The sequence below is a fragment of the Gordonia sp. UCD-TK1 genome (assembly GCF_001691435.1).
GTDB classification, from domain to species: domain Bacteria; phylum Actinomycetota; class Actinomycetes; order Mycobacteriales; family Mycobacteriaceae; genus Gordonia; species Gordonia hongkongensis.
On sequence record NZ_LZMP01000023.1, the window covers coordinates 20,608 to 42,061 of the forward strand.

Annotated in this window: 17 protein-coding genes and 1 pseudogene; 10 read left to right on the forward strand and 8 right to left on the reverse strand. The window is 67.7% G+C overall.

The window, feature by feature from the left end; translation table 11 throughout:
- Positions 1-76 precede the first annotated feature (76 nt).
- Together A9310_RS13720 and A9310_RS13725 are read right to left on the reverse strand one after the other, a co-directional pair.
- Positions 77-724 (reverse strand): bifunctional 2-polyprenyl-6-hydroxyphenol methylase/3-demethylubiquinol 3-O-methyltransferase UbiG, encoded by a 648-nt coding sequence (locus tag A9310_RS13720; protein WP_083207378.1) that lies wholly within the window; start codon positions 722-724, stop codon positions 77-79.
- 85 nt (positions 725-809) lie between these two features.
- Positions 810-1,968 (reverse strand): annotated as a pseudogene (locus A9310_RS13725) (MalY/PatB family protein).
- Positions 1,969-2,062: 94 nt separating this feature from the next.
- Here A9310_RS13725 and A9310_RS13730 point away from each other — a divergent pair.
- The 10 genes from A9310_RS13730 (at position 2,063) to A9310_RS13775 (ending at position 14,835) form a co-directional block, all read left to right on the forward strand.
- Positions 2,063-2,854 carry an LLM class F420-dependent oxidoreductase gene (locus A9310_RS13730; protein WP_065631108.1) on the forward strand — a complete coding sequence of 264 codons (792 nt, stop codon included), beginning with the start codon at positions 2,063-2,065 and terminating at the stop codon, positions 2,852-2,854.
- Positions 2,855-2,947: 93 nt separating this feature from the next.
- Complete coding sequence (locus A9310_RS13735) at positions 2,948-4,990, forward strand: TPM domain-containing protein (RefSeq protein WP_065631136.1); 2,043 nt, start codon at positions 2,948-2,950, stop codon at positions 4,988-4,990.
- Between the two features lie 185 nt (positions 4,991-5,175).
- Complete coding sequence (locus A9310_RS13740) at positions 5,176-7,269, forward strand: PhoX family phosphatase (protein ID WP_065631109.1); 2,094 nt, start codon at positions 5,176-5,178, stop codon at positions 7,267-7,269.
- Between the two features lie 260 nt (positions 7,270-7,529).
- A complete protein-coding gene (locus A9310_RS13745) occupies positions 7,530-8,333 on the forward strand; it encodes an SDR family NAD(P)-dependent oxidoreductase (protein ID WP_065631110.1) in 804 nt (267 codons plus the stop codon).
- Between the two features lie 78 nt (positions 8,334-8,411).
- Positions 8,412-9,539 carry a DUF5938 domain-containing protein gene (locus A9310_RS13750; protein ID WP_065631111.1) on the forward strand — a complete coding sequence of 376 codons (1,128 nt, stop codon included), beginning with the start codon at positions 8,412-8,414 and terminating at the stop codon, positions 9,537-9,539.
- Between the two features lie 7 nt (positions 9,540-9,546).
- Complete coding sequence (locus A9310_RS13755) at positions 9,547-11,076, forward strand: long-chain fatty acid--CoA ligase (protein ID WP_065631112.1); 1,530 nt, start codon at positions 9,547-9,549, stop codon at positions 11,074-11,076.
- A gap of 130 nt (positions 11,077-11,206) precedes the next feature.
- A complete protein-coding gene (locus tag A9310_RS13760) occupies positions 11,207-11,836 on the forward strand; it encodes a TetR/AcrR family transcriptional regulator (RefSeq protein ID WP_065631113.1) in 630 nt (209 codons plus the stop codon).
- 90 nt (positions 11,837-11,926) lie between these two features.
- Positions 11,927-12,400 (forward strand): MarR family winged helix-turn-helix transcriptional regulator, encoded by a 474-nt coding sequence (locus A9310_RS13765; RefSeq protein ID WP_058252932.1) that lies wholly within the window; start codon positions 11,927-11,929, stop codon positions 12,398-12,400.
- Positions 12,401-12,458: 58 nt separating this feature from the next.
- Positions 12,459-13,745, forward strand: a complete 1,287-nt coding sequence (locus tag A9310_RS13770) for an MFS transporter (RefSeq protein WP_065631137.1) — start codon at positions 12,459-12,461, stop codon at positions 13,743-13,745.
- A 403-nt stretch (positions 13,746-14,148) separates the two neighbouring features.
- Positions 14,149-14,835: an EthD domain-containing protein gene (locus A9310_RS13775; protein WP_065631114.1), complete on the forward strand. Its 687-nt coding sequence runs from the start codon at positions 14,149-14,151 to the stop codon at positions 14,833-14,835.
- Positions 14,836-14,844: 9 nt separating this feature from the next.
- On the opposite strand, the gene A9310_RS13780 is transcribed toward A9310_RS13775, so the two are convergent.
- From A9310_RS13780 to glnT, 6 genes are all read right to left on the reverse strand, one after another.
- Entirely contained in the window at positions 14,845-15,537 is a 693-nt protein-coding gene (locus A9310_RS13780) for an XRE family transcriptional regulator (protein WP_065631115.1), read from the reverse strand.
- A 49-nt stretch (positions 15,538-15,586) separates the two neighbouring features.
- Positions 15,587-16,777: an FAD-binding oxidoreductase gene (locus tag A9310_RS13785; protein ID WP_065631116.1), complete on the reverse strand. Its 1,191-nt coding sequence runs from the start codon at positions 16,775-16,777 to the stop codon at positions 15,587-15,589.
- Positions 16,774-18,105 carry an FMN-binding glutamate synthase family protein gene (locus tag A9310_RS13790; protein WP_065631117.1) on the reverse strand — a complete coding sequence of 444 codons (1,332 nt, stop codon included), beginning with the start codon at positions 18,103-18,105 and terminating at the stop codon, positions 16,774-16,776. Before A9310_RS13790 ends, A9310_RS13785 begins: the two co-directional genes overlap by 4 nt.
- 175 nt (positions 18,106-18,280) lie before the next feature.
- On the reverse strand, positions 18,281-19,039 hold the full coding sequence (locus A9310_RS13795; RefSeq protein WP_065631118.1) for a protein glxC: 759 nt from the start codon (positions 19,037-19,039) through the stop codon (positions 18,281-18,283).
- Positions 19,027-19,923, reverse strand: coding sequence for a glutamine amidotransferase (locus A9310_RS13800; protein WP_065631119.1), 897 nt, complete (start codon positions 19,921-19,923; stop codon positions 19,027-19,029). Before A9310_RS13800 ends, A9310_RS13795 begins: the two co-directional genes overlap by 13 nt.
- Before the next feature lie 64 nt (positions 19,924-19,987).
- The gene (gene glnT, locus A9310_RS13805) at positions 19,988-21,343 is read right to left on the reverse strand and encodes a type III glutamate--ammonia ligase (RefSeq protein ID WP_065631138.1); all 1,356 of its coding nucleotides are present in this window, start codon (positions 21,341-21,343) and stop codon (positions 19,988-19,990) included.
- Between the last annotated feature and the right edge of the window lie 111 nt (positions 21,344-21,454).

Consider the following 21,454-nt stretch of genomic DNA (forward strand, 5'->3'; position numbering starts at 1 on the left):
AGCGGAAGTCACGACCGCCACCCGTCAGATCAGGTTGCGCCTTGTCCCGGCTACCGGGACAAAACGCAAGGGGATCTCAGGCGGCCCGGCGTCGCGCCCGGAACACCACGTCGTGGGTGTGGTGGCCGCCTCCCGCGGCCTTGCCGCGTTCCCGCGTCTCGTCGGTGACGATTTCCCAACCGTCGCCGAGCAAGGCCACGAAGTCCTTGGGCTGCACATAGGCATCCGGGTTGAAGCCATGTGCACGCACACCCTCGGGGGCGTGTGCCACGACGAGCAGGGACCCGCCGGGGCCGACGGCATCGACCAGCCGGCGGGCCGCGTCGACATTCTCCTTCGGGATCGGGAAGTAATGCATGGTCACAAGGTCGACGTCGGTCGCCGGCACGTCCTCGGCGATCACGTCGGCACGCAACCACGTGATCGACGGCCGCGGGTCGATCTCACGAGCCCGATCCACCGCGACCTGCGAGATGTCGAGGGCCGTGACCTGCCATCCGCGGTCGGCGAGCCATCGGGCGTCGGCCCCCTCGCCCGACCCGACGTCGAGCGCGGTGCCCGGCTCGATGTCCGACACCTCGGCGACGAGCGCAGGGTTGACGTCGGAGGTCCACAAACGGTCCGCGCTGCGGTACCGCTCGTCCCAGCCTTCGGCGGTTCCCGGATCGTTGCTCCCCCGGGACTCGGTGGCGGCCTCGGGGCGGTGGCTGTTCTCGGTGGTCATGTCTTCGACTGTGGCACGCACCGTCGTGAGCGGCAAGGACGGTTGCCGATCCGGCAAGAAGTGATGGTGGAGCGGAGACCCCGGGTCAGTGCACCACGCCCGCGATCCGCCGGATGGCCTCGGTCAGCACGTCGGCGGAGCAGGCGGCGTTGAGTCGAACGAAACCGGCACCCGGATTCCCGAAGGCGTGTCCGTAATGCAGGGCGACGCGGGCTTTGTCGAGAATGACGAGCCCGGGGTCGTCGCCCAGCCCGGTCTCGCGGAAGTCGAGCCAGGCGAGATACGACGCCTCCGGCCGCGTGTACCGAACCGTCGGAAGATGCTGCGCGAGCAGCTGTTCGAGGAGATCGAAGCTCTCCCCGATGACCTCGAGGGTGGCGTCGAGCCACTCGTCACCGTGCGCCAATGCCGCTTCGGCCGCAGCGCGGCCCAGAATGATGCTCGTGCGATAGCGCACCTCGTCGGGTTGCCGCGCGATCAGAGCCCGGCCCCGATCCGACGCGACAACCGTGAGCGCGCACTTGGCACCGGCGAGATTGAAGGCCTTGCTCGCCGAATGTGCGGCCACGCCGACGTCGCGCGCCGTGTCGCTCACCGCGAGGAACGGGACGAACTCCACGCCGGGGTGGACCAGCGGCGCATGGATCTCGTCACTGACAACGGTCGCCCGCGGCCAAGTCGGCCAGTCGCGCGAGGTCGGTGGCGTCGTGGACGAGACCGAGCGGATTGTGCGGGTGACACAGTAAAACCGCGCGGGCCCCGGCGGCGAGGGCGCGTTCGATGCCCGCCAGATCCATCCGCCAGGTCGTCGACGACGACCCGCGTTCCTCGAGAAGGGGCACCTCGACGACGCGACCTCCGGCCTCCGGGATGAGTTCGAAGAACGGCGGATAGACCGGGGGCATCAGCACGACACCGTCGCCGGGACTGATCGCGACACGCAGACTCTCGACGATGACGACGCTCACGTCGGTCGTCGAGTTGACGTCAGCCGGATCCACCCGCCACCCCCACCGACGGTCGGCGAACCCGGCGAAGGCCTCCCCTGCCGAACCCGAGGTCGCCGCGTAACCGATGTCGGACGCACGTACCCGGTCGATGATGGCGTCGGCGACCACCGGTGCGAGCGGATAGTCCATCTCCGCGATGAACAGCGGTAGTACGTCGTCGGGGTGCGTGTTCCACTTCGCGCTGGTACGACGGCGTAGTTCGTCGAGCGGCGGCGCGACCGGTCTGATGCTCACCGCTACTTCGTACCGCCGATGCCAACGCCGCACCACCACTGCGCGGCCACCATGTCCGTCGACGATTCCGCCGTCAGCGGGCAGACTGGTCGGCATGGCCTCCCCCATTCGCATCGGTGTCCAGATCCAGCCCCAGCACGCACCCGAGTACTCGCTGATCCGTGACGCGGTCCGCCGCGCCGAGGACACGGGCGTCGACATCGCGTTCAACTGGGATCACTTCTATCCGCTGTACGGCGCCCCCGAGGGCGAACACTTCGAATGCTGGACGATGCTCGGCGCCTGGGCCGAGCAGACCTCCCGGGTGGAGATCGGCGCGCTCGTGACCTGCAACTCTTACCGGAATCCGGAGTTACTCGCCGACATGGCCCGCACCGTCGACCACATCAGCAACGGCCGTCTGATCCTGGGCGTCGGGGCCGGCTGGTTCCAGAAGGACTACGACGAGTACGGGTACGACTTCGGCACCGTCGGTTCCCGGTTGAACGATTTCGGTGCCGCCCTCCCGCGGATCAAGTCGCGGCTGGCCAAGCTGAATCCGGCTCCCACCCGCGACATCCCGATCCTCATCGGCGGCAGCGGCGAGAAGAAGACGCTGCGCTACATCGCCGAGCACGGCGACGTCTGGCACGGCTTCAACGACGTCGAGCAGTACCGGCACAAGTCCAAGGTGCTGGCCGAGCACTGCGCCGCCGTGGGTCGCGATCCCGAGACCATCGAGCGGTCGTCGGGCGTGCAGTTCGACGGGGACACCGACGCGCTGCTGCGCGATGCCGATGCGCTCGCCGACGAGGGCGTCACGCTGCTGACCGTCGGCGTCACCGGCCCCGACTACGACCTCACCGCACTCGAGGCGCTGTGTCGGTGGCGCGACTCGCGGAACTGACCGCGTAGCACCCGGGCGCACCCGCGCCCGGGTGCCGACACTCCCCCGAAGGCGTCGACGACACCGCACGCCCGCACGGCTAGGTTTGTGATCATGCATCGAGTGCCGGCACTTCGGGAACTGCTGACACGCGCGGCTTCGGCGGTCGCGCTGACGGGACTGCTGGGCGTCCTCATGGCCCTGGCGTCCCCCGGCGCGGCGTCGGCGGAGCCGCCCACCCGGCTGCCGAACTACGTCGTCGACTCCGCCGACGCGATCTCCCCGGCGCAACGCACCGAGCTAGAGACCGCGATCGACTCGCTCTACAACGCCCACGCGGTCCAGATGTGGGTCGTGTACGTCCGCGATTTCGACGGTCTGACCAGCGAGGAATGGGCGGATCGCACCGCCGCCGCCAGCGAGCTGGGTGACCATGACGCCCTGCTCGCCGTCGCCACCGAGGACCGGGCGTATCGGTTCTTCGCACCCGACAGCGTGGGCGGCCTCGATCAATCGACACTCGAAGAAGTCGCGAACGACGACGTCGTCCCGCAGTTGCGCGACGAGAACTGGGCAGGTGCGGGCCTGGCGGCGGTCAACGGACTCTCCGGCGCACTAGATCCGAACCACACCGGCCTCATCGCAGCCGGCGTCGCCGGCGGCGTGGCCGTCCTCGGCGGCGGCGGCGCGTACCTCTACTCCCGACGCCGCAGGCAGCGTCGTATCGACGACAGCGTCGAGACCCTGCGCGAGCAGGAACTGACCGTCGACCAGTTGGCCGCGCAACCCGTCGAGGTGCTCGACCCGTGGTCGCGTGAGGTGCTCACCGACCTCGACAACGCCATCCGTACCAGCAAGGAGGAGCTGCAGCTGGCGGTCGGCGAGTTCGGTGAGGCCGAGACGGCTCCGTTCACCGACACCGTGCGGCACGCCGAGCAGGCGCTCGGACGGGCGTTCGCGCTGCGCCAGCGTCTCGATGACAACGTTCCCGAGACCGACGACGAACGACGCTCGATGCTCGTCCAGATCATCACCACCTGCACCGAGATCGACAGCACACTGGACGACCACGTCGAGAACTTCGACGCGATGCGCAACCTCCTCATCAATGCGGACTCGCGATTCGACGCCATCACCCAGCAACTCATCGGTCTACGCGCCCGTCTGGAGACGGCGTCGCAGCAGCTGACCGAGCTCATCGGCAAGCACGGCGAGGCCACGTTGACCTCCATCCTCGACAACGTCGATCTCGCCCGAGCCCAGATCGACTTCGCCGAGGCGACCGCGGATCAGGGGCGCGCCGCCATCGCCGCACCGGTGGGTCAGCAGGGACCGGCCGTCGCTGCGATCAGGTCGGCCGAGGGATCGATCGAGCAGGCGACCACGCTGCTCGACGCCATCGATCACGCAGATGCGAACATCGCCGTCGCCCGCTCGCGAATGCCGGCGCTCATCGCCGAGGTGGACGACGAACTGGCCGAGGCCAACGCCCTGGCACAGACCGGCGGGACCTCGCTGGTGACTGCGATCGAGGTCGCGAGCGCCGCGGTCGCCAATGCCCGCAGCAACTTCGACGCCGATCCGCTGGGTACCTTCACGGCGCTCGTCGACGCCGATGCCGATCTCGACGACGCACTCGCCGCGGCCCGGGACGCCGCGGCCGAGCGCATCCGTCGAGCACAGGTCCTCACCGCGGCACTCGAATCGGCGGAGGCCAAGGTGACGGCGGCGGCCGACTTCATCGGCACCCGGCGGGGGGCCGTGCAGTCCACGGCACGTACCCGACTGGCGGAGGCGCAGCGCCTTCTGCAGTCCGCGATGGACGCCGCAGCCACCGATGCCCCGGTGGCGACCGCGACCGCACGTCGCGCCGGTTCCCTGGCCAACCAGGCGCTCATGGCTGCTCAGACCGACGTCGTCGACTGGCAGTCGCAACAGCGACATCCGGGCGGCTCGTCCACCGCCGGTGCGGTCCTCGGCGGAATCCTCGTCGACAGCTTTCTACGCGGCACCGTCGCGGGACGCGGGGGCGGCTTCGGTGGCGGCGGTTTCGGCGGGGGTTTCGGCGGGGGCGGTTTCGGAAGCGGCGGACGCAGCCCCGGTTCCTTCGGCGGCTCCGGGTCCTCGGGCCGGATCGGAACCGGCGGGCGCTTTTAGGCCCCGGCGCCGGGAGCGCAGCGAGCGGGCCGGATCAGCACGGCCGCGTGATGTTCCACGTGGAACCAACAGGGGTGTTGGGCTGCCGTTAACGCTCGGGTAGCCATCGGTTCGTTTCATCCTCCTAACGTGCTCCTCGTCGTGCGCCGGCCCCGTGGCGCGACCATGTTTTCAGAGGAGCCCGTGTGCGTATTCCGTTGCAGCTGTTCATGTCCACCGGTGAGGATGCCGGACGTTCGTCCCGCGCCAACGTGACCTGCCGCTACAAGTGCGGCGACGCGTGCCGCCACGATCCCGGGAACACCAGCGACAACAACTACTTCCGGGACGTCGTCCGCACCGCGGTCTCGCGTCGAAGCGTTCTCAAGACCTCGGCCGGTGCAGCGGTGGCCGTCGGTGCGACCTCGCTCCTCGCGGCGTGCGGTGATTCCGGGTCGTCAGGGTCGGCCTCGTCGTCCAGCGGTGCGGCATCCGGAGATGCGATGCCGGGCATGAACTTCGCCGCCGTCGCGCCGAACACCGAGGACGCCGTGGTGATCCCGGACGGGTACCGCCAGGAGGTGGTGATCAGGTGGGGCGACCCGATCCTGCCCGGCGCTCCCGAGTTCGACTTCGCCAATCAGACGCCCGAGGCGCAGGCCGGGCAGTTCGGCTTCAACAACGACTTCGCCGGCCTGATCCCGGTCGACGGCGTCGCCGATCACCACTACCTGGTCGCCAACCTGGAGTATCCGACCGAGCCCTTCATGTTCGCCGGCTACAAGGAAGGCGAACCCACCGAGCAGCAGGCCCGCATCGCCATGGCGTCGGTCGGCATCGCAGTCGTCGAGGTCACCGCGCAACCCGGCAGCGGAGCTCTCAAAACCGTTGTGGGCCCCCGGAACCGACGTCTGACTGCCTCGAGCCCGTTCCGCCTCACCGGCCCGGCCGCGGGCAGCGAGTTCGTCAAGACGGCCGCGGACCCGGCCGGCACCACTGTCCTGGGCACCTTCGCCAACTGTTCCGGAGGTCTCACCCCGTGGGGCACGATGCTCTCCGGGGAGGAGAACTTCAACAACTACTTCGCGAACCCGAGCGCCGTCACCGACGCCAAGGCCAAGGAGCGGCTCGAGCGCTACTCCTTCGAGGACGACGGCGACGAGCACTACTGGGGACGGTTCGACAAGCGCTTCGACCTGGCCGTCGAGCCGAATGAGGGGAATCGCTTCGGTTACATCGTCGAGGTGGATCCGCACGACCCGAATTCTGTTCCGGTGAAGCACAGTTCGATGGGCCGGTTCAAGCACGAATCGGCGAACATCTACGTGGTCGGGAGCGGGCCGGACAAGGACACCGTCGTCGCCTACAGCGGTGACGACGAGAGGTTCGAGTACATCTACAAGTTCGTCTCCAGCCGCAAGATGAAGTCCGGCCTGTCGAAGACGGCCCGCGACCACAACATGGGCATCCTCGACGAAGGCACGCTCTACGTCGCCACCTTCACCGGGGACTCCCCCGACCCGGTGGACGGCACCGGAACCCCGCCCGCCTCAGGCAAATTCGCCGGGAAGGGGTCCTGGAAGCCGCTGCTGACGGTCAATGCCGACGGTTCGGCACGCTCGTACATCCCCGGCATGTCCCCCGCCGAGGTCGCGGTGTTCACCCGGCAGGCCGCCGACACCGTCGGCGCGACCAAGATGGACCGACCCGAGGACATCGAACCGAATCCGAAGTCCGGCAAGGTCTACTGCGCGCTGACGAACAACGATGATCGCGGCACCGATGGAGAAGCCCCTGCCGATGCGGTGAACCCCCGCAACGAGAACAAGAACGGTCAGGTCCTGGAGATGACCGACGACCACACCGGCACCGAGTTCACCTGGGAACTCCTGCTGGTGTGCGGCGACCCGGCTGCTGCCGACACCTACTACGGCGGGTTCGACAAGACCAAGGTCAGTCCGATCTCCTGCCCCGACAACGTCGCGTTCGATCCCCATGGCAATCTGTGGATCTCCACGGACGGCAATGCACTCGACAGCAACGACGGGTTGTTCGCGGTCGCCCTGGACGGCGATCGACGCGGGGAGACCAAGCAGTTCCTGACCGTGCCCAAGGGTGGCGAGACCTGCGGCCCGATCATCGACACCAATCGTGTCCTGATCGCGGTTCAGCACCCCGGTGAACTCGACGACCACTCCGCGGACAACCCGGCGTCGCACTGGCCCGACGGCGGACAGTCGCAGCCCCGGCCCTCCGTCGTCGCCGTGTGGCGGGACAACGGAGGCGAGATCGGCGTCTGACCGCGCCCCTTCATCCGAGCACCCTCGAGCCCCGGCCCTGCGGCCCGGCTCGGGGGTGTTCTGCATCTCCCACCAGGACTGTCCAGCGGTACCGCGCCGTTGAGCTGGATCTTTCATGGACCGCACCCCGATCGTGACAGTCGTCAAGGTTTTTCTTGACGACTGTCAAGACTCACGCTTAGTGTGGCGTGCAGCACATGTCGTCCCGACTGTGTCTTGCTTCTCCGCCTCGGCCGAGGCGGTCTCACGGAGGTGGAACGATGACGAGTTATGACCTGACCGGGCGGACGGCACTGGTCACCGGTGGCGCGCAGGGCCTCGGCGCCGGGATGGCCGAGGCGCTCGCCGCAGCGGGCGCGTCCGTCGCGATCGGCGACGTGAACTCCGACGGCGGTCGGCAGACGGTCGAAACGCTTCGGGCACAAGGCGCGAAGGCCGAGTTCGTCGCGCTCGACGTGACCGACGACGCGGCCTGGGAGTCGGCCGTGGCGTCGACTGTCGAGTCGCTGGGCGGCCTCGACATCGTCGTGAACAACGCCGGCATCGAGGTGACGAACCTCCTGGTCGATCTCGACGCCGGCGAGGCGTCGAAGATGCTGGACGTCAACGTGCTCGGTACTGCCCTCGGCACCAAGCACGCGTTCCGCGCGATGCGTCCCGGCGGCATCGCGGGCAAGGGCGGAGCCGTCGTGAACATCGCATCCGTCGCTGCGACAATCGCATTCCCCGGCATCAGCGTCTACTCCGCGACGAAGTCGGGTATCGACCGCCTCACCCGGGTGGCGGCCGCCGAATCCGGCAAGCTCGGCTACGGAGTGCGCGTCAACTCGATCTATCCCGCCCTCACCCCGACCGCGATGGGCAACAAACTCGCCGTCGAGACCGCGGCACTGGGCCTGTTCGAATCCCCGGAGGCCGCTGCCCAGGCGGTCGCGGAGCTGACACCCCTGGGCCGACTCGGACAGGTCGACGACATGGCCGACGCCGTGGTCTTCCTCGTCTCCGACGCCGCGAAGTTCATCACCGGTGCCGGACTGCCGGTCGACGGCGGCATGGGGATGTGATCCCGCCGACGTCCACTGCCGCAACGCTTTTCCGAACACCCGCATCGAACACCAGAACCAGACACGAGGAGTCCCACCATGCCCACTGACAAACGCGTCGTCGTCTACGGAGCGTCCGGATACACCGGCCGACTGATCTGTGAGTACCTGCGCGAGTACAACATCCCGTTCCTGGCCGCGGGCCGCGACCACGCCCGGCTGAAGAGCGCCGTCGAGGCGGTGCCGGGCATCGACACGGTCGCGTACGACATCGTCGAGGTCGAGCACACGGTCGAGGCGCTGACCGAGGCCTTCCGCGGCGCCGACGTCGTACTGAACACGGTCGGGCCGTTCGCCCGCTACGGTCACGAGGTCGTCCAGGCGTGCCTGGAGATCGGGGCCCACTACACCGACACCAACGGTGAGCAGAACTGGATGATCGATGCCGAGGCGCAGTACGGAGCCGAATTCGCCTCTCGCGAACTGGTGTTGACGCCGGGCCTGGCGCAGATGTACTCCATCGGCGAGATCGCCGCGAACATCTGCCTGGAGAACCCCGGACTGGACACCCTCGACATCCAGGTGTTCTGGAAGGGCCACCCGACCGTCGCGTCGACCAACACGATCCTCACCAATGCCGCATTCGCGAAGGCGTACTACCTCGAGGAGAACGAGTACGTCGAATGGCCGGCGGACGCGGGTCTGTACACGGTCAGCGTGCCCGGTCAGCACGACCTCGGTCTCGCTCTGCCCTGGGGCGGTACGTCACACCCGGTGTGGTTCAAGAACGACCCGCGCGTGGCCACCGCCAAGGCACTCGGCGGCGTCTTCAATCGGCCACTGATGCAGGGCGTTCCGGTTCTGGTGGCCGCCGCGCTCGAACAGATGGAGGGCAAGTCCGAGGAGGAGAAGTACCGGATCATCGACGAGCAGTCGGCCGCCATCCGCAGCGAGATGCCCCCGCGTGAGAACCCGCGCCTGAACACCTCGCTGGACTCGGTCTACGCCTCCGGTCCGCTCGGCCGCGCGCACTGCGTGATCCATGGCAACTCCAACTACAAGCAGACCGCCCTGCTCAACGCGCACGCCGCGAACGAACTGCTCCAGGCCCGCCCCCGCCGTGTCGGCTTCGTCTCGAGCTGCCAGGCGTTCGGCCATCGCGAATTGCTCGGCACCCTTCGCGCTTTCGGTCTGGTCCTGGACCCGATCGTCACCGTGCACCGCTGAGGACGACATGCGACTTTCGGAGTACCTCGACAAGGGCGCCTCGCTGGGGCGCGACGCGCCGTGCCTCACCGCCGGCGGGGTCACCTCGACCTACGGCGAGGTCCAGGATCGGTCCACTGCCATCGCGGGTGCGTTGCAGCACAACGGGATCGAGGCCGGTGACAGGGTCGCCGTCCTCTCGGCCAACGATTCGCTGGCCCTGACGTGCGTCTTCGGCATCTCGCGTGCGGGTGCCGTGTGGTGCCCGGTCAATCCGCGCAACGAGGCCGAGGAGAACCGACAGCTGTTCGATCTCTTCGGGTGCCGGCTGCTGTTCTTCCAGGCGAAGTTCGCCGGCCTGATCGAGAAGATCAAAGATCAGCTCCCGCAATTGGACCGGTTGATCTGTCTGGACGGCGACGTCGACTGGGCGACGCCGTTCGACGGCTGGCTCGACGAACATCGGGCCGAACCGGACGAACGCCGACGACCAGATGGCGGTCTGTGCATGCTCGCCGGTACCGGCGGGACGACCGGCCGACCGAAGGGGGTGCGGCTCACCGAGGACAACATGATGACCTCGACGGCACTGGCGTTGATGAGCTACCCGTTCGGTGAGCGCCCCCGGTATCTGGCGCTCGCCCCGCTGACCCACTCGGCGGGGGTGCTGACATTCCCCATCCTCAGCCTCGGCGGTGAGGTCGTGATCATGGCGGCACCTGACATCGGGGAGTTCCTGGCGCTGATCGAGCGGCATCGCATCACTCACGCCTTCCTCCCGCCGACGGTGATCTACGGGGTGCTCGACCATCCCGACCTCGACAGTCGGGATCTGAGCTCGCTGCGATGTCTGTGGTACGGCGCGGCGCCGATGTCGCCCACGCGGCTGGAAGAAGCACTGACGCGTATCGGACCGGTGCTCGGCCAGTTGTTCGGGCAGACGGAGGCGCCGAACATGATCGCCACCCTCGCGCCCGCCGAGCACTTCCACGACGACGGGTCGATGGCCACCGAGCGGTTCGGATCGGCCGGTCGGCCGACACCGCTGACCACGGTCGCGATCATGGCCGAGGACGGGTCGCTGCTGAGTCACAGCGAGCGCGGGGAGATCGTCGTGCGGGGACCGCTCGTGATGGACGGTTATCACGAGAACCCCACGGCCACGGCCGAAGTGAGCGCGCACGGCTGGCATCACACCGGCGACATCGGCTACCTCGACGACGACGGCTATCTCTTCGTCGTCGACCGCGCCAAGGACATGATCATCACCGGCGGGTTCAACGTGTACTCGGCCGAGGTGGAACAGGCGTTGCTGGCCCATCCGGCGGTGAAGGACTCGGCCGTCATCGGGCTGCCCGATCCCAAATGGGGCGAACGAGTGACGGCCGCCGTCGAACTGCGTGCGGGGTACGACGCCGACACCGAGGAGCTCATCGCCTTCGTCAAGGAACGGATCGGCAGCGTCAAGGCGCCGAAGGAGATCGAGATCTGGACCGAGCTGCCACGGTCCAAGGTCGGCAAGATCCTGAAGACCGAGGTCCGGGGCGCATTCAGCTGACCGGATCGAGGCCTCACCCGGTGCCCGCCCGGCCGGCGCCGACAAGCGTCGAACTCGGCCGGGTGGGTACACTCGGGTCTCGAACTCCATCACTCCCCGAGCAAGGGAATCCCCCGGCAAGGACGGCGAGATGACACAGGTCGTCGACCGACAGGCCCGCATCGAGGCCCGCGCACGAGACAAGTTCCAGGCCAAACGCGACGAGCTGGCCATGGCGACTCTGACGACGCTGGCCGAACTGGGGTACGCGCGGACGAGCCTGCGCGAGATCGCGCAGAACTCCGAGTACTCGCACGGGGTCTTGCACTACTACTTCACCGACAAGCTCGACCTCATCGCCCACGCGGTCCGGCAGTACGAGGCCGTCTGCGTCACCCGCTACGACGAGGTCGTGGCCCACGCGGCGACCGCGGACCAGTTGCGCGACGAGTTCGCCGACACCTTCTTCGAAGGCATGCACTCCGAGGCAGCCATTCATCGGCTCTGGTACGACCTGCGCAACCAGAGCATGTTCGACGACTCCTTCCGCGCGGACGTGATCGAGATCGAGCACCGGCGCGAAGAGATGATCTGGCGCGTGGTGGAGAGATTCTGCGAGTTGTCGGGGACGCAGCCCGCGGTGACACCGGCGGTCGCCTACATCGCGCTCGACGGCATCTTCCAGCGCGGACTGCTCAGCGAGATCGACGGCCGGCCCGACGGCGTCGCGACTGCACGCCAGGACCTGATCGCCTTCTTCGGAGTCGTGGGGCACCACTGACCGTCTGACGAGTGGAGTCGCACATTCGTGCGCAGCGTCACAGGCTCCCGCCCTAATACTTCGAATTCCTAAGTATTAGACTCTCTAAACGTGTCCGCTTCCGACCCCGCCCAGCTCGCCCAGACCCTGCGGCCGACGATCACCAGGCTCTACCTGGCCCTTCGTCGTCGCGCACCGTCGGTCGAGCTGACCGCGGCGCAGACCTCCGCCCTGAGCGTCCTCGCCGATCACGGGCCGATGCGGATGGGTGAATTCGCCACCCGCGAATCCATCCGCATGCCGACAGCGACGTCGGTGATCGACGGACTCACCAAGCACGACCTGGTCGAACGCAGACCTGATCCAGACGACCGCCGAGCCGTGCTCGTCGGCCTCACCGACCACGGGCGCACCCTCGTGCGACAGATCCGCGAGGAGCGTGACGTCATCCTGACCGGTGCGCTCGCCGCACTCGACGATCAGCAGCGCGAAGCCATCGCCGCGGCCGGGCCGGCCCTGCAGGCCCTGCGCGACCAGCTCGACAATCACCCGGTATCGCACCCCGCCCGCCCGGCGAGTGCGTGAGCGGCCCGGTCGCGGTTCGGACACCGCCGGCCGTCCGCCTGATCTGGCAGAGGAATCAATGACCGTCACCGAACACACCCCGGGCGACATCGCCGCGGTTGCGCGCGACACCACCGCAACCGAACCGTCGATGCTCGCCTCCCTGCGTGCCCAACCGCGCGCGGTGTGGATCACCGCCTTCGCCGCCGTCATCGCCTTCATGGGCATCGGCCTCGTCGACCCGATCCTGCACAGCATCGCCGAAGCGCTGAACGCCCCACCGGAGAAGCTCACGCTCCTGTTCGGTGTCTACGTCGGCGTCCAGTGCGTCGCGATGCTGCTGACCGGTTGGGTCGCATACCGTTTCGGGCCGCGACGCACACTCACCGTCGGGCTGGGACTCATCGTCGTCGCAGCCGGCGTCTCGGCCTTCGCCGACAACATCGACCAGCTCATCGCCTACCGGGTGATCTGGGGTCTCGGCAACGCACTGTTCCTCGCCACCGCACTGGCTTTCATCGTCCAATCGGCGGTGGGCAACCGCAACAGCGCCATCATGATGTACGAGGCCGCCCTGGGCATCGGGCTGGCCGTCGGACCGCTCCTGGGTGCGACGCTCGGTGAATGGACCTGGCGCGCACCGTTTGCCGGTACCGCCCTGCTGATGCTGGCCGGAGCCATCCTGTGCGCGTTCATGCTTCCCGCCGACGGCCCCCGGTCCGAACGAGTGCGGGTCCGGATCGTCGACCCGATCAAGGTCCTGCGCAACCGCACCCTGTTCGTCACGTCCGTCGGTTCCGCCTTCTACACGGGCGCCCTCTTCACCGTGATCGCCTGGGCGCCGATCGCGATGGGCCTGCGACCCATCTACGCCGGACTCGTCTTCTTCGGCTGGGGTCTACTCACCGCGGTCGCCGGAGTCTTCGTCGCGCCGCTGCTCGCTCGGGTCGTCGGTGAGAAGGCCGGTGTCATGGTTGCCATCTCGACATACGGACTTGTCATGGTGCTGGCCGGGATCGGCACGTTCACCGGACAGATCTGGCTGATCGGCCTGGCCGTAATCCTCTCCGGCTTCCCCTCGGGCGTGCTCAACACCCTCTTCACCGACGTCGCGATGTCGGCCGTCGGCGGCGACACCCCGCGCTCGGTCTCGAGTGCCGGGTTCAGCTTCCTCCGCTGGATGGGCGCCGCGATCGCGGCCGTGCTCGTCGCCTACCTCGCGAAGTGGACCGGCTCGGAGGCGACACCGTGGTGGTTCGCCACCGGATACTGCGTCGTCGCCCTCGGCGCGGTGTCGTTGGCCAAGGTCGCCCACGACCACAAGGTCGCCGACGATGCCGCCCTCATCGGGGCCGAGGAGTTCTGAGGCTCCCGCGCACGCAGCTTCACGCTCCTTGAGCACGGGCGCAAGGAGCACGGCCCCCTCCCGCTCCCCGAGGTGCGACGAGCGCGACGCCTCCGCTCCCTGAGGAGCGGCCGGACGGCCGTCGTGGACCACCGAGCGAACCCTCCTGGGCGCCCGAATTCTATGCTCCCTGAGGTGCGAGCGAAGCGAGCCACGAAGGGCTCCGCAACGTGTCTCACCAGGCCCTTCGTGGCTCGTCGCTATCGCTCCTCGCACCTCAGGGAGCAGGGGGCTGTCGCTTGCGCTCCTCGCACCTCAGGGAGCAGGGGCTGTCGCTTGCGCTCCCCACAGCTCAGGGAGCAAAAGCGCGGATGGATCTGCGAATCGGCGACCGGCGCGCGGAACGCCCGGTACCGTCCGCGGGATGACGGATTCGAAGGTGATCGTCGCCATCCGGGGCGGCGGGCCGACCCGTGCCGACGCCGACGATCTCGTCGAGCGCTGTATGGCAGCGGGGGCAACGCGCATGCAGGTCAACCTCAGCGACGACGCGGTCTCCGGGGCCATGCGCATCGACGAACTCGACCCGCCCATCGTCGCGGTGCTGTCCTTCTGGGCGCCCGACCCCGACCCGGTCCTCGCCGTCGTCGATGACGAACTCGACGGTCCGATCGCCGTCTGGGAGGTCACCGCGCGGGCACCGCTCAATCCGAACCTGCCCGCCGACGGGACGCGGATCGACGCGCTGTCCAATATCGCTTTCCTCCGTCGCCCCGACGAACTCGACCACGCCGAGTGGTTGCGCCGCTGGTTGGACGATCACACCCAGGTCGCCATCGACACCCAGGCCACGTTCGGTTACGTCCAGAACATCGTCGAACGACCGTTGACCGAGGACACCCCGCCGGTCGCGGCCATCGTCGAGGAACTGTTCCCGATGGCGGCGGTCAGCGACATCCACGCGTTCTACGGAAGCGGCGGTGATCAGCGGGAACTCGAGCGTCGGATGACCCTGATGCTCGAGAGCGTGTCCCGCTTCGGCGCGGACCGCCACCTCGACGTGGTGCCGACCTCGCGCTACGACTTCGACCTCAGCCGGTCGCGAACCTGAATCGTGCTGTCACACGGCCGAATCCGGGAACGCGATCACCGACAGGAAGCGCACCGGCAGCTCGACGAGTTCGACGGGTCCATGCGCGCCCTCACCGTCGAGCTGTAGCGAGTCGCCCGGGTGCATCCGGTACACCGAGCGACTGTGGGCGTAGTCCATCACGCCCTCGAGGACGTACAGGAACTCGGTTCCCGCATGCTGGAACAACGGCTGGGTCACCGACTTCTCCGTCAAGGTGACGAGGAGACATTCCAGGCGTTTGTGCTCACCGCGCAGCGAGCCGAGCAGCTCGTACTCGTGGCCCTCCCGGGACCCCTCGCGCACTATCTCCGAGCCCTCGCCCGCTTTGACGAACACCGCCGACCGCTCCATCTCGGCGCCGCGGAACAGCGAGGTGACCGACACGTCGAAGCCGTTGGCCAAGCGGGCGAGCGTGCTGAGACTGCACGAGGTCTGAGCGTTCTCGATCTTCGACAGCATCGCCTTGGAGATGCCGACGCGAGTGGCCATGTCTCCCACCGACAGTCCCTGCTGACGTCGCAGGCGCCGCACGTTGTGCGCGATCGCCGTCTCGAGCTCCAGCTCCTCGACCGACTGGTCGACAGGTCTCTCTCGCGCAGTGCCGGACTGATTCCGGATCAATGGGTCGTCCGTCACGCCGCCAGCATAGTGAGAAACAACGTTTCCTGACAGTTGACACACGATTCCACCCCTGTCGACGGCCACGGCCTCGGATCATCCAGCGCCCCGGTCAGCGCATCTCGCCGGCTCCCACATACGGGAAGCGCGTCGTCAGCAGGTCACCCTCAGCGAACCGCGTGAACCGGAAGTCCGACTCCGGGATACGCGGGTCCGCGCTGCGTCCGTCGACGACGAGGTCGGCGATCAACCGGCCGACCGCCGGCGAGATCTTGAAACCATGGCCACTGAACCCGGCCGCCAGGACGAGCCCGTCCAGCGGCCCGCGGGAGATGATCGGATTCCAGTCTGGTGTGACGTCGTAGCACCCGGCGTAGCTCGTGGTGATGGCCGGATCGGTGAACCCGGGGAACCGGGTACCGACCTTGTCGACGGTGAGGTCGATGAAGTCCGAGTCCGCGCGGTTCCGGTAGTCGTCGGGATTCGCTATGTCGAGCGCCGCGAGATCGCTGTTGCCGAACAGGATCTCGCCCCGGACGTCCGGTCGGACGTACTGCAGCGACACCAGATCGGAAAAGACCGGCACCTCGCCGAGGTCCTCACCGGGGTGAATCATCACGATCTGTTCGCGGTGCACCTCGATCGGGATGTCGACCCCGTAGGGCGCGAGGAACGGTTTGGACCAGACACCGGTGGCAACGACCACGGTGTCTGCGGAGATCGTCGAACCGTCCGCGAGTCGGACTCCCGCCACCCGGTCGGCGTCGACGATCAGTCCGGTGACGTTGGTCCCCTGACGAATTCGGATTCCGGATGCCCGCGCCGAGGCCGCGAAGGCCTGCGCGGTCTGATAGGCGTCCCCGTACCCACCGCGCTCTTCCCAACCGAAGGCCGCGAAGGGTTCGAGGTCGGCGGTCGGCCACATCGCGGCGACGTCGGCGGCGTCGATCTCCTCGGTCTGCACGCCGACCGCACGTTGCGCCGCTAGGCTCTTGCGCATGTTCTCGACATTGGGCTCGCCGACGCCGACGACATACCCGGTCTGACGGAATCCGATGTCGGAGCCGAAGATCTCCTCCGCCTTCTCGAAGACCTCGAGTCCGACCGCGGCCATCGCCGCCAGCGAACCGACGCCGTAGTGGCAGCGCACGATGCCCGACGACTTGCCCGTCATCCCGCCGCCGACGGTGTCCCGCTCGCAGACGATCACATCAGTGATGCCGCGTTGTCCCAACGCCCAGGCGGCCGCCGCGCCCTCGAGGCCGCCACCGACTATGACGACCGAGGCGGTCTCGGTGCTCACAGGCCGGCCCCCGGAATCCAGTTCGTCCCGGCGAGCGGAACGCGGGCCATCGCCGACGCCTCGATCGAGATGGCGACGAGGTCTTCCGGTTCCAGGTGCTGCAGGTGCGCCTTGCCGCACGCACGGGCGATCGTCTGGGCCTCCATCGTCATCACGCGCAAGAAGTTCGCCAGGCGCTTTCCGCCGAGGACTGGGTCGAAACGCGCCGACAGTTCCGGGTCCTGCGTGCTGATGCCCGCGGGATCACGCCCGTCCTGGAAGTCGTCGTAGAAACCTGCTGCCGATCCCAGCGCCTCGTACTCCGCGGCGTATCGGGGATCGTTGTCGCCCAACGCGATCAGCGCAGCGGTGCCGATGGCGACGGCGTCGGCACCGAGGGCCATCGCCTTCGCGACATCGGCGCCGTTGCGGATTCCGCCCGACACGATGAGTTGGACCTCCCTATGAACGCCCAACTCCTGCAGGGCCTGCACCGCCTGCGGGATGGCAGCGAGGGTCGGGATGCCGACGTGTTCGATGAAGACGTCCTGGGTCGCTGCCGTTCCGCCCTGCATGCCGTCGACCACGACGACGTCGGCGCCGGAATGCACCGCGAGTTTCACGTCGTAATACGTGCGGGTGGCGCCGACCTTCACATAGATCGGCTTCTCCCAGTCGGTGATCTCGCGCAACTCGCTGATCTTGATCGCCAGGTCGTCCGGTCCGGTCCAGTCGGGGTGACGGCACGCGCTGCGCTGGTCGATACCCTGTGGCAAGGTCCGCATCCCAGCCACGCGTTCGGAGATCTTCTGTCCCAGCAGCATTCCCCCGCCGCCCGGTTTGGCACCCTGACCGAGCACGATCTCGATCGCGTCGGCCTTGCGCAGGTCGTCAGGGTTCATCCCGTATCGCGACGGAAGGTATTGGTAGACGAGGTGTTTGGACTGACCCCGCTCTTCGGGCGTCATCCCGCCGTCACCGGTGGTGGTGGAGGTACCGACCTCCGATGCGCCGCGCCCCAGCGCTTCCTTCGCCCCGGCCGACAGCGCGCCGAAGCTCATCCCGGCGATCGTCACCGGGGTGGAGAGATGCAACGGGTACTTCGCATTTCGCGAGCCGAGGACGACGTCGGTGTCGCAGCGCTCGCGATAACCCTCGAGGGGGTAGCGGGACATCGACGCGCCGAGGAACAGCAGATCGTCGAAGTGCGGCAGCTTGCGCTTGGCGCCCCAGCCACGGATGTCGTAGATGCCGGTCTCAGCCGCGCGCTGGATCGCGGCGATGGTGGTGCGGTCGAACGTGGCCGACTCGCGCAGGCCGCGCTGTTCGACGCTCAGGTTGTCGGTCATGGTGGTTCTCTTTCGTCGTGTGGTCGTGCGACGTTGCGGCCCTTCGTGGCTCGTCGCTAACGCTCCTCGCACCTCAGGGAGCAGGTGGTCGGCCGCGCTATCGCTCCTCGCACCTCAGGGAGCAGGGGTTGCGCCTCCGCAAGCTCCGGGCGCTCCTCAGGGAGCGGAGGACGGCTCAGTACGCGGAGGTGTTGTCGACCTTGAAGTGGTAGAGCTCGCGGGCGGAGCCGTAGCGGGTGTAGTCGCGGGGGTCGTCGTCGCCGAAACCGGCCGCCTTGAGCAACCCGGCCAGTTCCTCGAGGTGCTCGGCGCGCATCGGTTTGGCGATGCAATCGGCACCCAGCGAGGCGACCTCGCCGCGCACGTAGATGCGGGTCTCGTAGATCGAGTCGCCGAGACCGTCGCCGGCGTCGCCGCGGACGACTAGGCGGCCCGCCTGAGCCATGAAAGCGCTGTTGTGCCCGACGTTTCCGCCGACGACGATGTCGACGCCCTTCATCGAGATGCCGCAGCGTGCCGCGGCATCGCCCTCGACGACGAGGAGTCCACCGTGCGCGGTGGCGCCGGCCGACTGCGAGGCGTTGCCCTTCACGATCACACTGCCGCTCATCATGTTCTCGGCGACGCCGGTGCCGGCGTTGCCGTCGATGGTGACCTCGGCCTGCTGGTTCATGCCCGCGGCGTAGTAGCCGACGTGGCCGTTGATCGTGATCTTCACCGGCAGGTTGACTCCCGCGGCGACGCTGTGGGCTCCGGCCGGGTTGTCGATGACGATCTCGCCGGACATGTCCCCGTGCAGCATCGAGTTGATCTCGCGCAACGGGGTTTCGGCGAGGTCGAAGGAGTGATTGGGGTTCATCGTCTCAGCTTTCGCCGTGTCGTTCGAGGCGGGAACGGTAGGGGTGGAGGGAAACTCGGCGGTCATCGAGTCCATGCGTAGACGACCTCCGGCTCGGGCTCCCAGATGCGGGCGTTCTCCACGCCGGGCAGTTTGGCCAGTGCGCGGTACTCACTCGCCATGGCCACCCAGTCGTCGGTCTCGGCGATCACGGCCGGTTTGCATGCGATGGCGTCGCGCACCACCGCGAACGAATCGCGATTCGACACCAGCAACGTGTAGAAACCGTCGAAGTTCGCGCAGACCTCTTTCAGTGCTGTTTCCACGTCCTTGCCCGCCGCCAGCTGGTGTGCGACGAAGCGCGCCCCCACCTCCGTGTCGTTCTCACTGTCGAACTCCACTCCGGCAGCGCGTAGTTCACGCCGGATGGTCGCGTGATTCGCAAACGAACCGTTGTGGACCAGGCACTGTTCGGGGCCGACCGCAAACGGATGTGCGCCCGAGGAGGTGACCGCCGATTCGGTCGCCATCCGGGTGTGCCCGACGCCCTGCCATCCCGACGCCGCGGCCAGGCCCCAGGATTCGGTCAGGTCACGGGGTGCGCCGACGCCCTTGAGGACGGTCAGGTCCGACCCGAAACCGGCCACCAGGGCCTGCGGGTATGCGGCCCGGGCGGCGGCCAGCAGCTCGTCGGCCGGCGCCGGGGCGGAGGCCACCAGCGTCACGTCGATCGTCTGTGCCGCGACCGGCACGCCGAGGGCCGCGCCCAGCGTCGTGGACACCTCGTCGGGAAGAACGTCGAGTTCGAGGAGGGAGATGCAGCCGTGTCCGGGCGGTGCCCACGTGGGGTTGCCGTAGACGGCGATACCCGCCGAATCCGCGCCACGGTCTTGCATCTCGCCGAGCATCCCGGCGAGCATCTCGCCCAACCGGGGGTGAAGGTCAGGGTTGCGCAGGTGCAGCCCGACGATTCCGCACATGATCAGTTCCTTACGTCGATCGATGAATCTCGTTGAGAGATCTTGTGTTCTGGGGGAAGGACGGTCAGAACGCCGTCAGGTACTTGTCGACCTCCCACGGCGTGACCGCCGCGTGCCAGTCGAAGAACTCGTCGCGTTTGAGTCCGGCGAAGTATGCCGAGACCCGCTGCTCGTCCTCGGGCCAGTCCTCGGGAAGCGCGGCGTCGAGCGTGCCGGCGACGACCCCGTCGGCCTCCAGCGCCTCCACCGCGTGCAGGAGGGTGAGCGGGAGTTCGGCGATGTGGCCGGGGCAGTTGCCGACGGCGCCCGGGTCCAGACTCCGCTTGATGCCGTCGAGTCCCGCACCGAGCAGCGCGGCGACGGCCAGGTACGGATTCGCCGACCCGTCACCGCCACGGAGCTCCACGCGCTGCTCATCGGGCACCCGGATGTAGTGGGTGCGGTCGTTGCCGCCGTAGGTCGCCCGCCGCGGAGCCCAGGACGCACCCGAGCGCGTCGCCGTCGCACCGGTTCGCTTGTAGGAGTTGACCGTCGGTGCGATCACGGCTTGGAGCGCGGGTGCGTGTTCCAGAATCCCACCGATGAACCCGTACGCCGTCTCCGACAACCCCAGTCCTCGCTCGTCGTCGGTGACCTGCGGGAACACCGGGTCGCCCGCCTGCGTAAGGGACAGGTGGAAGTGCAGACCCGACCCGGTGCGCTCTGCGAAGGGTTTCGGCATGAAGGTCGCGATCATGCCCTTCTCCGCAGCCAGGGCGGAGAGCAGGTACCGGAGCGTGACGACGCGGTCGGCGGTCGTGAGCGCGTCGGAGTAGGCGAAGTTCTGCTCGAACTGGCCGTTCCCGTCCTCGTGGTCGTTGGCGTAGTTGCTCCAGCCGAGTTGGTTCATCGCGGTGGACACGGTGGTGAGGTGGTCGTACATCCGGGTGAGACCGCGGACGTCGTAGCACGGCTGGTCGGAATCATCGGCGGCGTCGGCGGTCACCAGCGAGCCGTCGGCGGCCCGTTTCAGGAGGAAGTACTCGACCTCGGCCCCGACCCACGGCTCGAAACCCGCGTCCGCGGTCTGCGCGATGAGCGCCTTGAGGATGTTCCGGGGCGCGAACGGCCACGGCTTGCCCTCGACATGGGGATCACACTGGACGACCGCGAGGCCCTCCTTGATGAACGGGATGGGCAGGAAGGACCGGACATCGGGGATCGCGATGAGATCGGGATCCTTCGGCTCCTGGCCGATCGCGCCGACCGCATATCCGGCGAAACCTACGCCCTCGGTGGCCAATTCGTCCACCGCTTCCACCGGCACCAGTTTGGCGCAGGGCTTGCCGCGGAGGTCGACGAACATCGCGAGGATGAACTTGGTGCCGTGCGTCGCGCAGAGATCGGCGAGTTCGCCGGTCGTTGTCTCGGTGGTTGTCATCATGTGCTCCGGGGTCGACTCTAAGGGCTTTCGTTCCGCATGTCCACTCGCGTGAACCACTGTCTACTATTAGTAGACCTGGTGGATGTTTCGTCCCTGTTTCGACTCCGT

Bases quoted from the DNA above. Each gene is read 5' to 3' on its own strand.
- A9310_RS13775 (WP_065631114.1), top strand. From the start codon at position 14,149: ATGACGGATTCGAAGGTGATCGTCGCCATCCGGGGCGGCGGGCCGACC.
- A9310_RS13760 (WP_065631113.1), top strand. From the start codon at position 11,207: ATGACACAGGTCGTCGACCGACAGGCCCGCATCGAGGCCCGCGCACGA.
- A9310_RS13745 (WP_065631110.1), top strand. From the start codon at position 7,530: ATGACGAGTTATGACCTGACCGGGCGGACGGCACTGGTCACCGGTGGC.
- A9310_RS13730 (WP_065631108.1), top strand. From the start codon at position 2,063: ATGGCCTCCCCCATTCGCATCGGTGTCCAGATCCAGCCCCAGCACGCA.
- glnT (WP_065631138.1), bottom strand. From the start codon at position 21,343: ATGACAACCACCGAGACAACGACCGGCGAACTCGCCGATCTCTGCGCG.
- A9310_RS13720 (WP_083207378.1), bottom strand. From the start codon at position 724: ATGACCACCGAGAACAGCCACCGCCCCGAGGCCGCCACCGAGTCCCGG.
- A9310_RS13790 (WP_065631117.1), bottom strand. From the start codon at position 18,105: ATGACCGACAACCTGAGCGTCGAACAGCGCGGCCTGCGCGAGTCGGCC.
- A9310_RS13755 (WP_065631112.1), top strand. From the start codon at position 9,547: ATGCGACTTTCGGAGTACCTCGACAAGGGCGCCTCGCTGGGGCGCGAC.
- A9310_RS13770 (WP_065631137.1), top strand. From the start codon at position 12,459: ATGACCGTCACCGAACACACCCCGGGCGACATCGCCGCGGTTGCGCGC.
- A9310_RS13735 (WP_065631136.1), top strand. From the start codon at position 2,948: ATGCATCGAGTGCCGGCACTTCGGGAACTGCTGACACGCGCGGCTTCG.
- A9310_RS13750 (WP_065631111.1), top strand. From the start codon at position 8,412: ATGCCCACTGACAAACGCGTCGTCGTCTACGGAGCGTCCGGATACACC.
- A9310_RS13800 (WP_065631119.1), bottom strand. From the start codon at position 19,923: ATGTGCGGAATCGTCGGGCTGCACCTGCGCAACCCTGACCTTCACCCC.
- A9310_RS13795 (WP_065631118.1), bottom strand. From the start codon at position 19,039: ATGGACTCGATGACCGCCGAGTTTCCCTCCACCCCTACCGTTCCCGCC.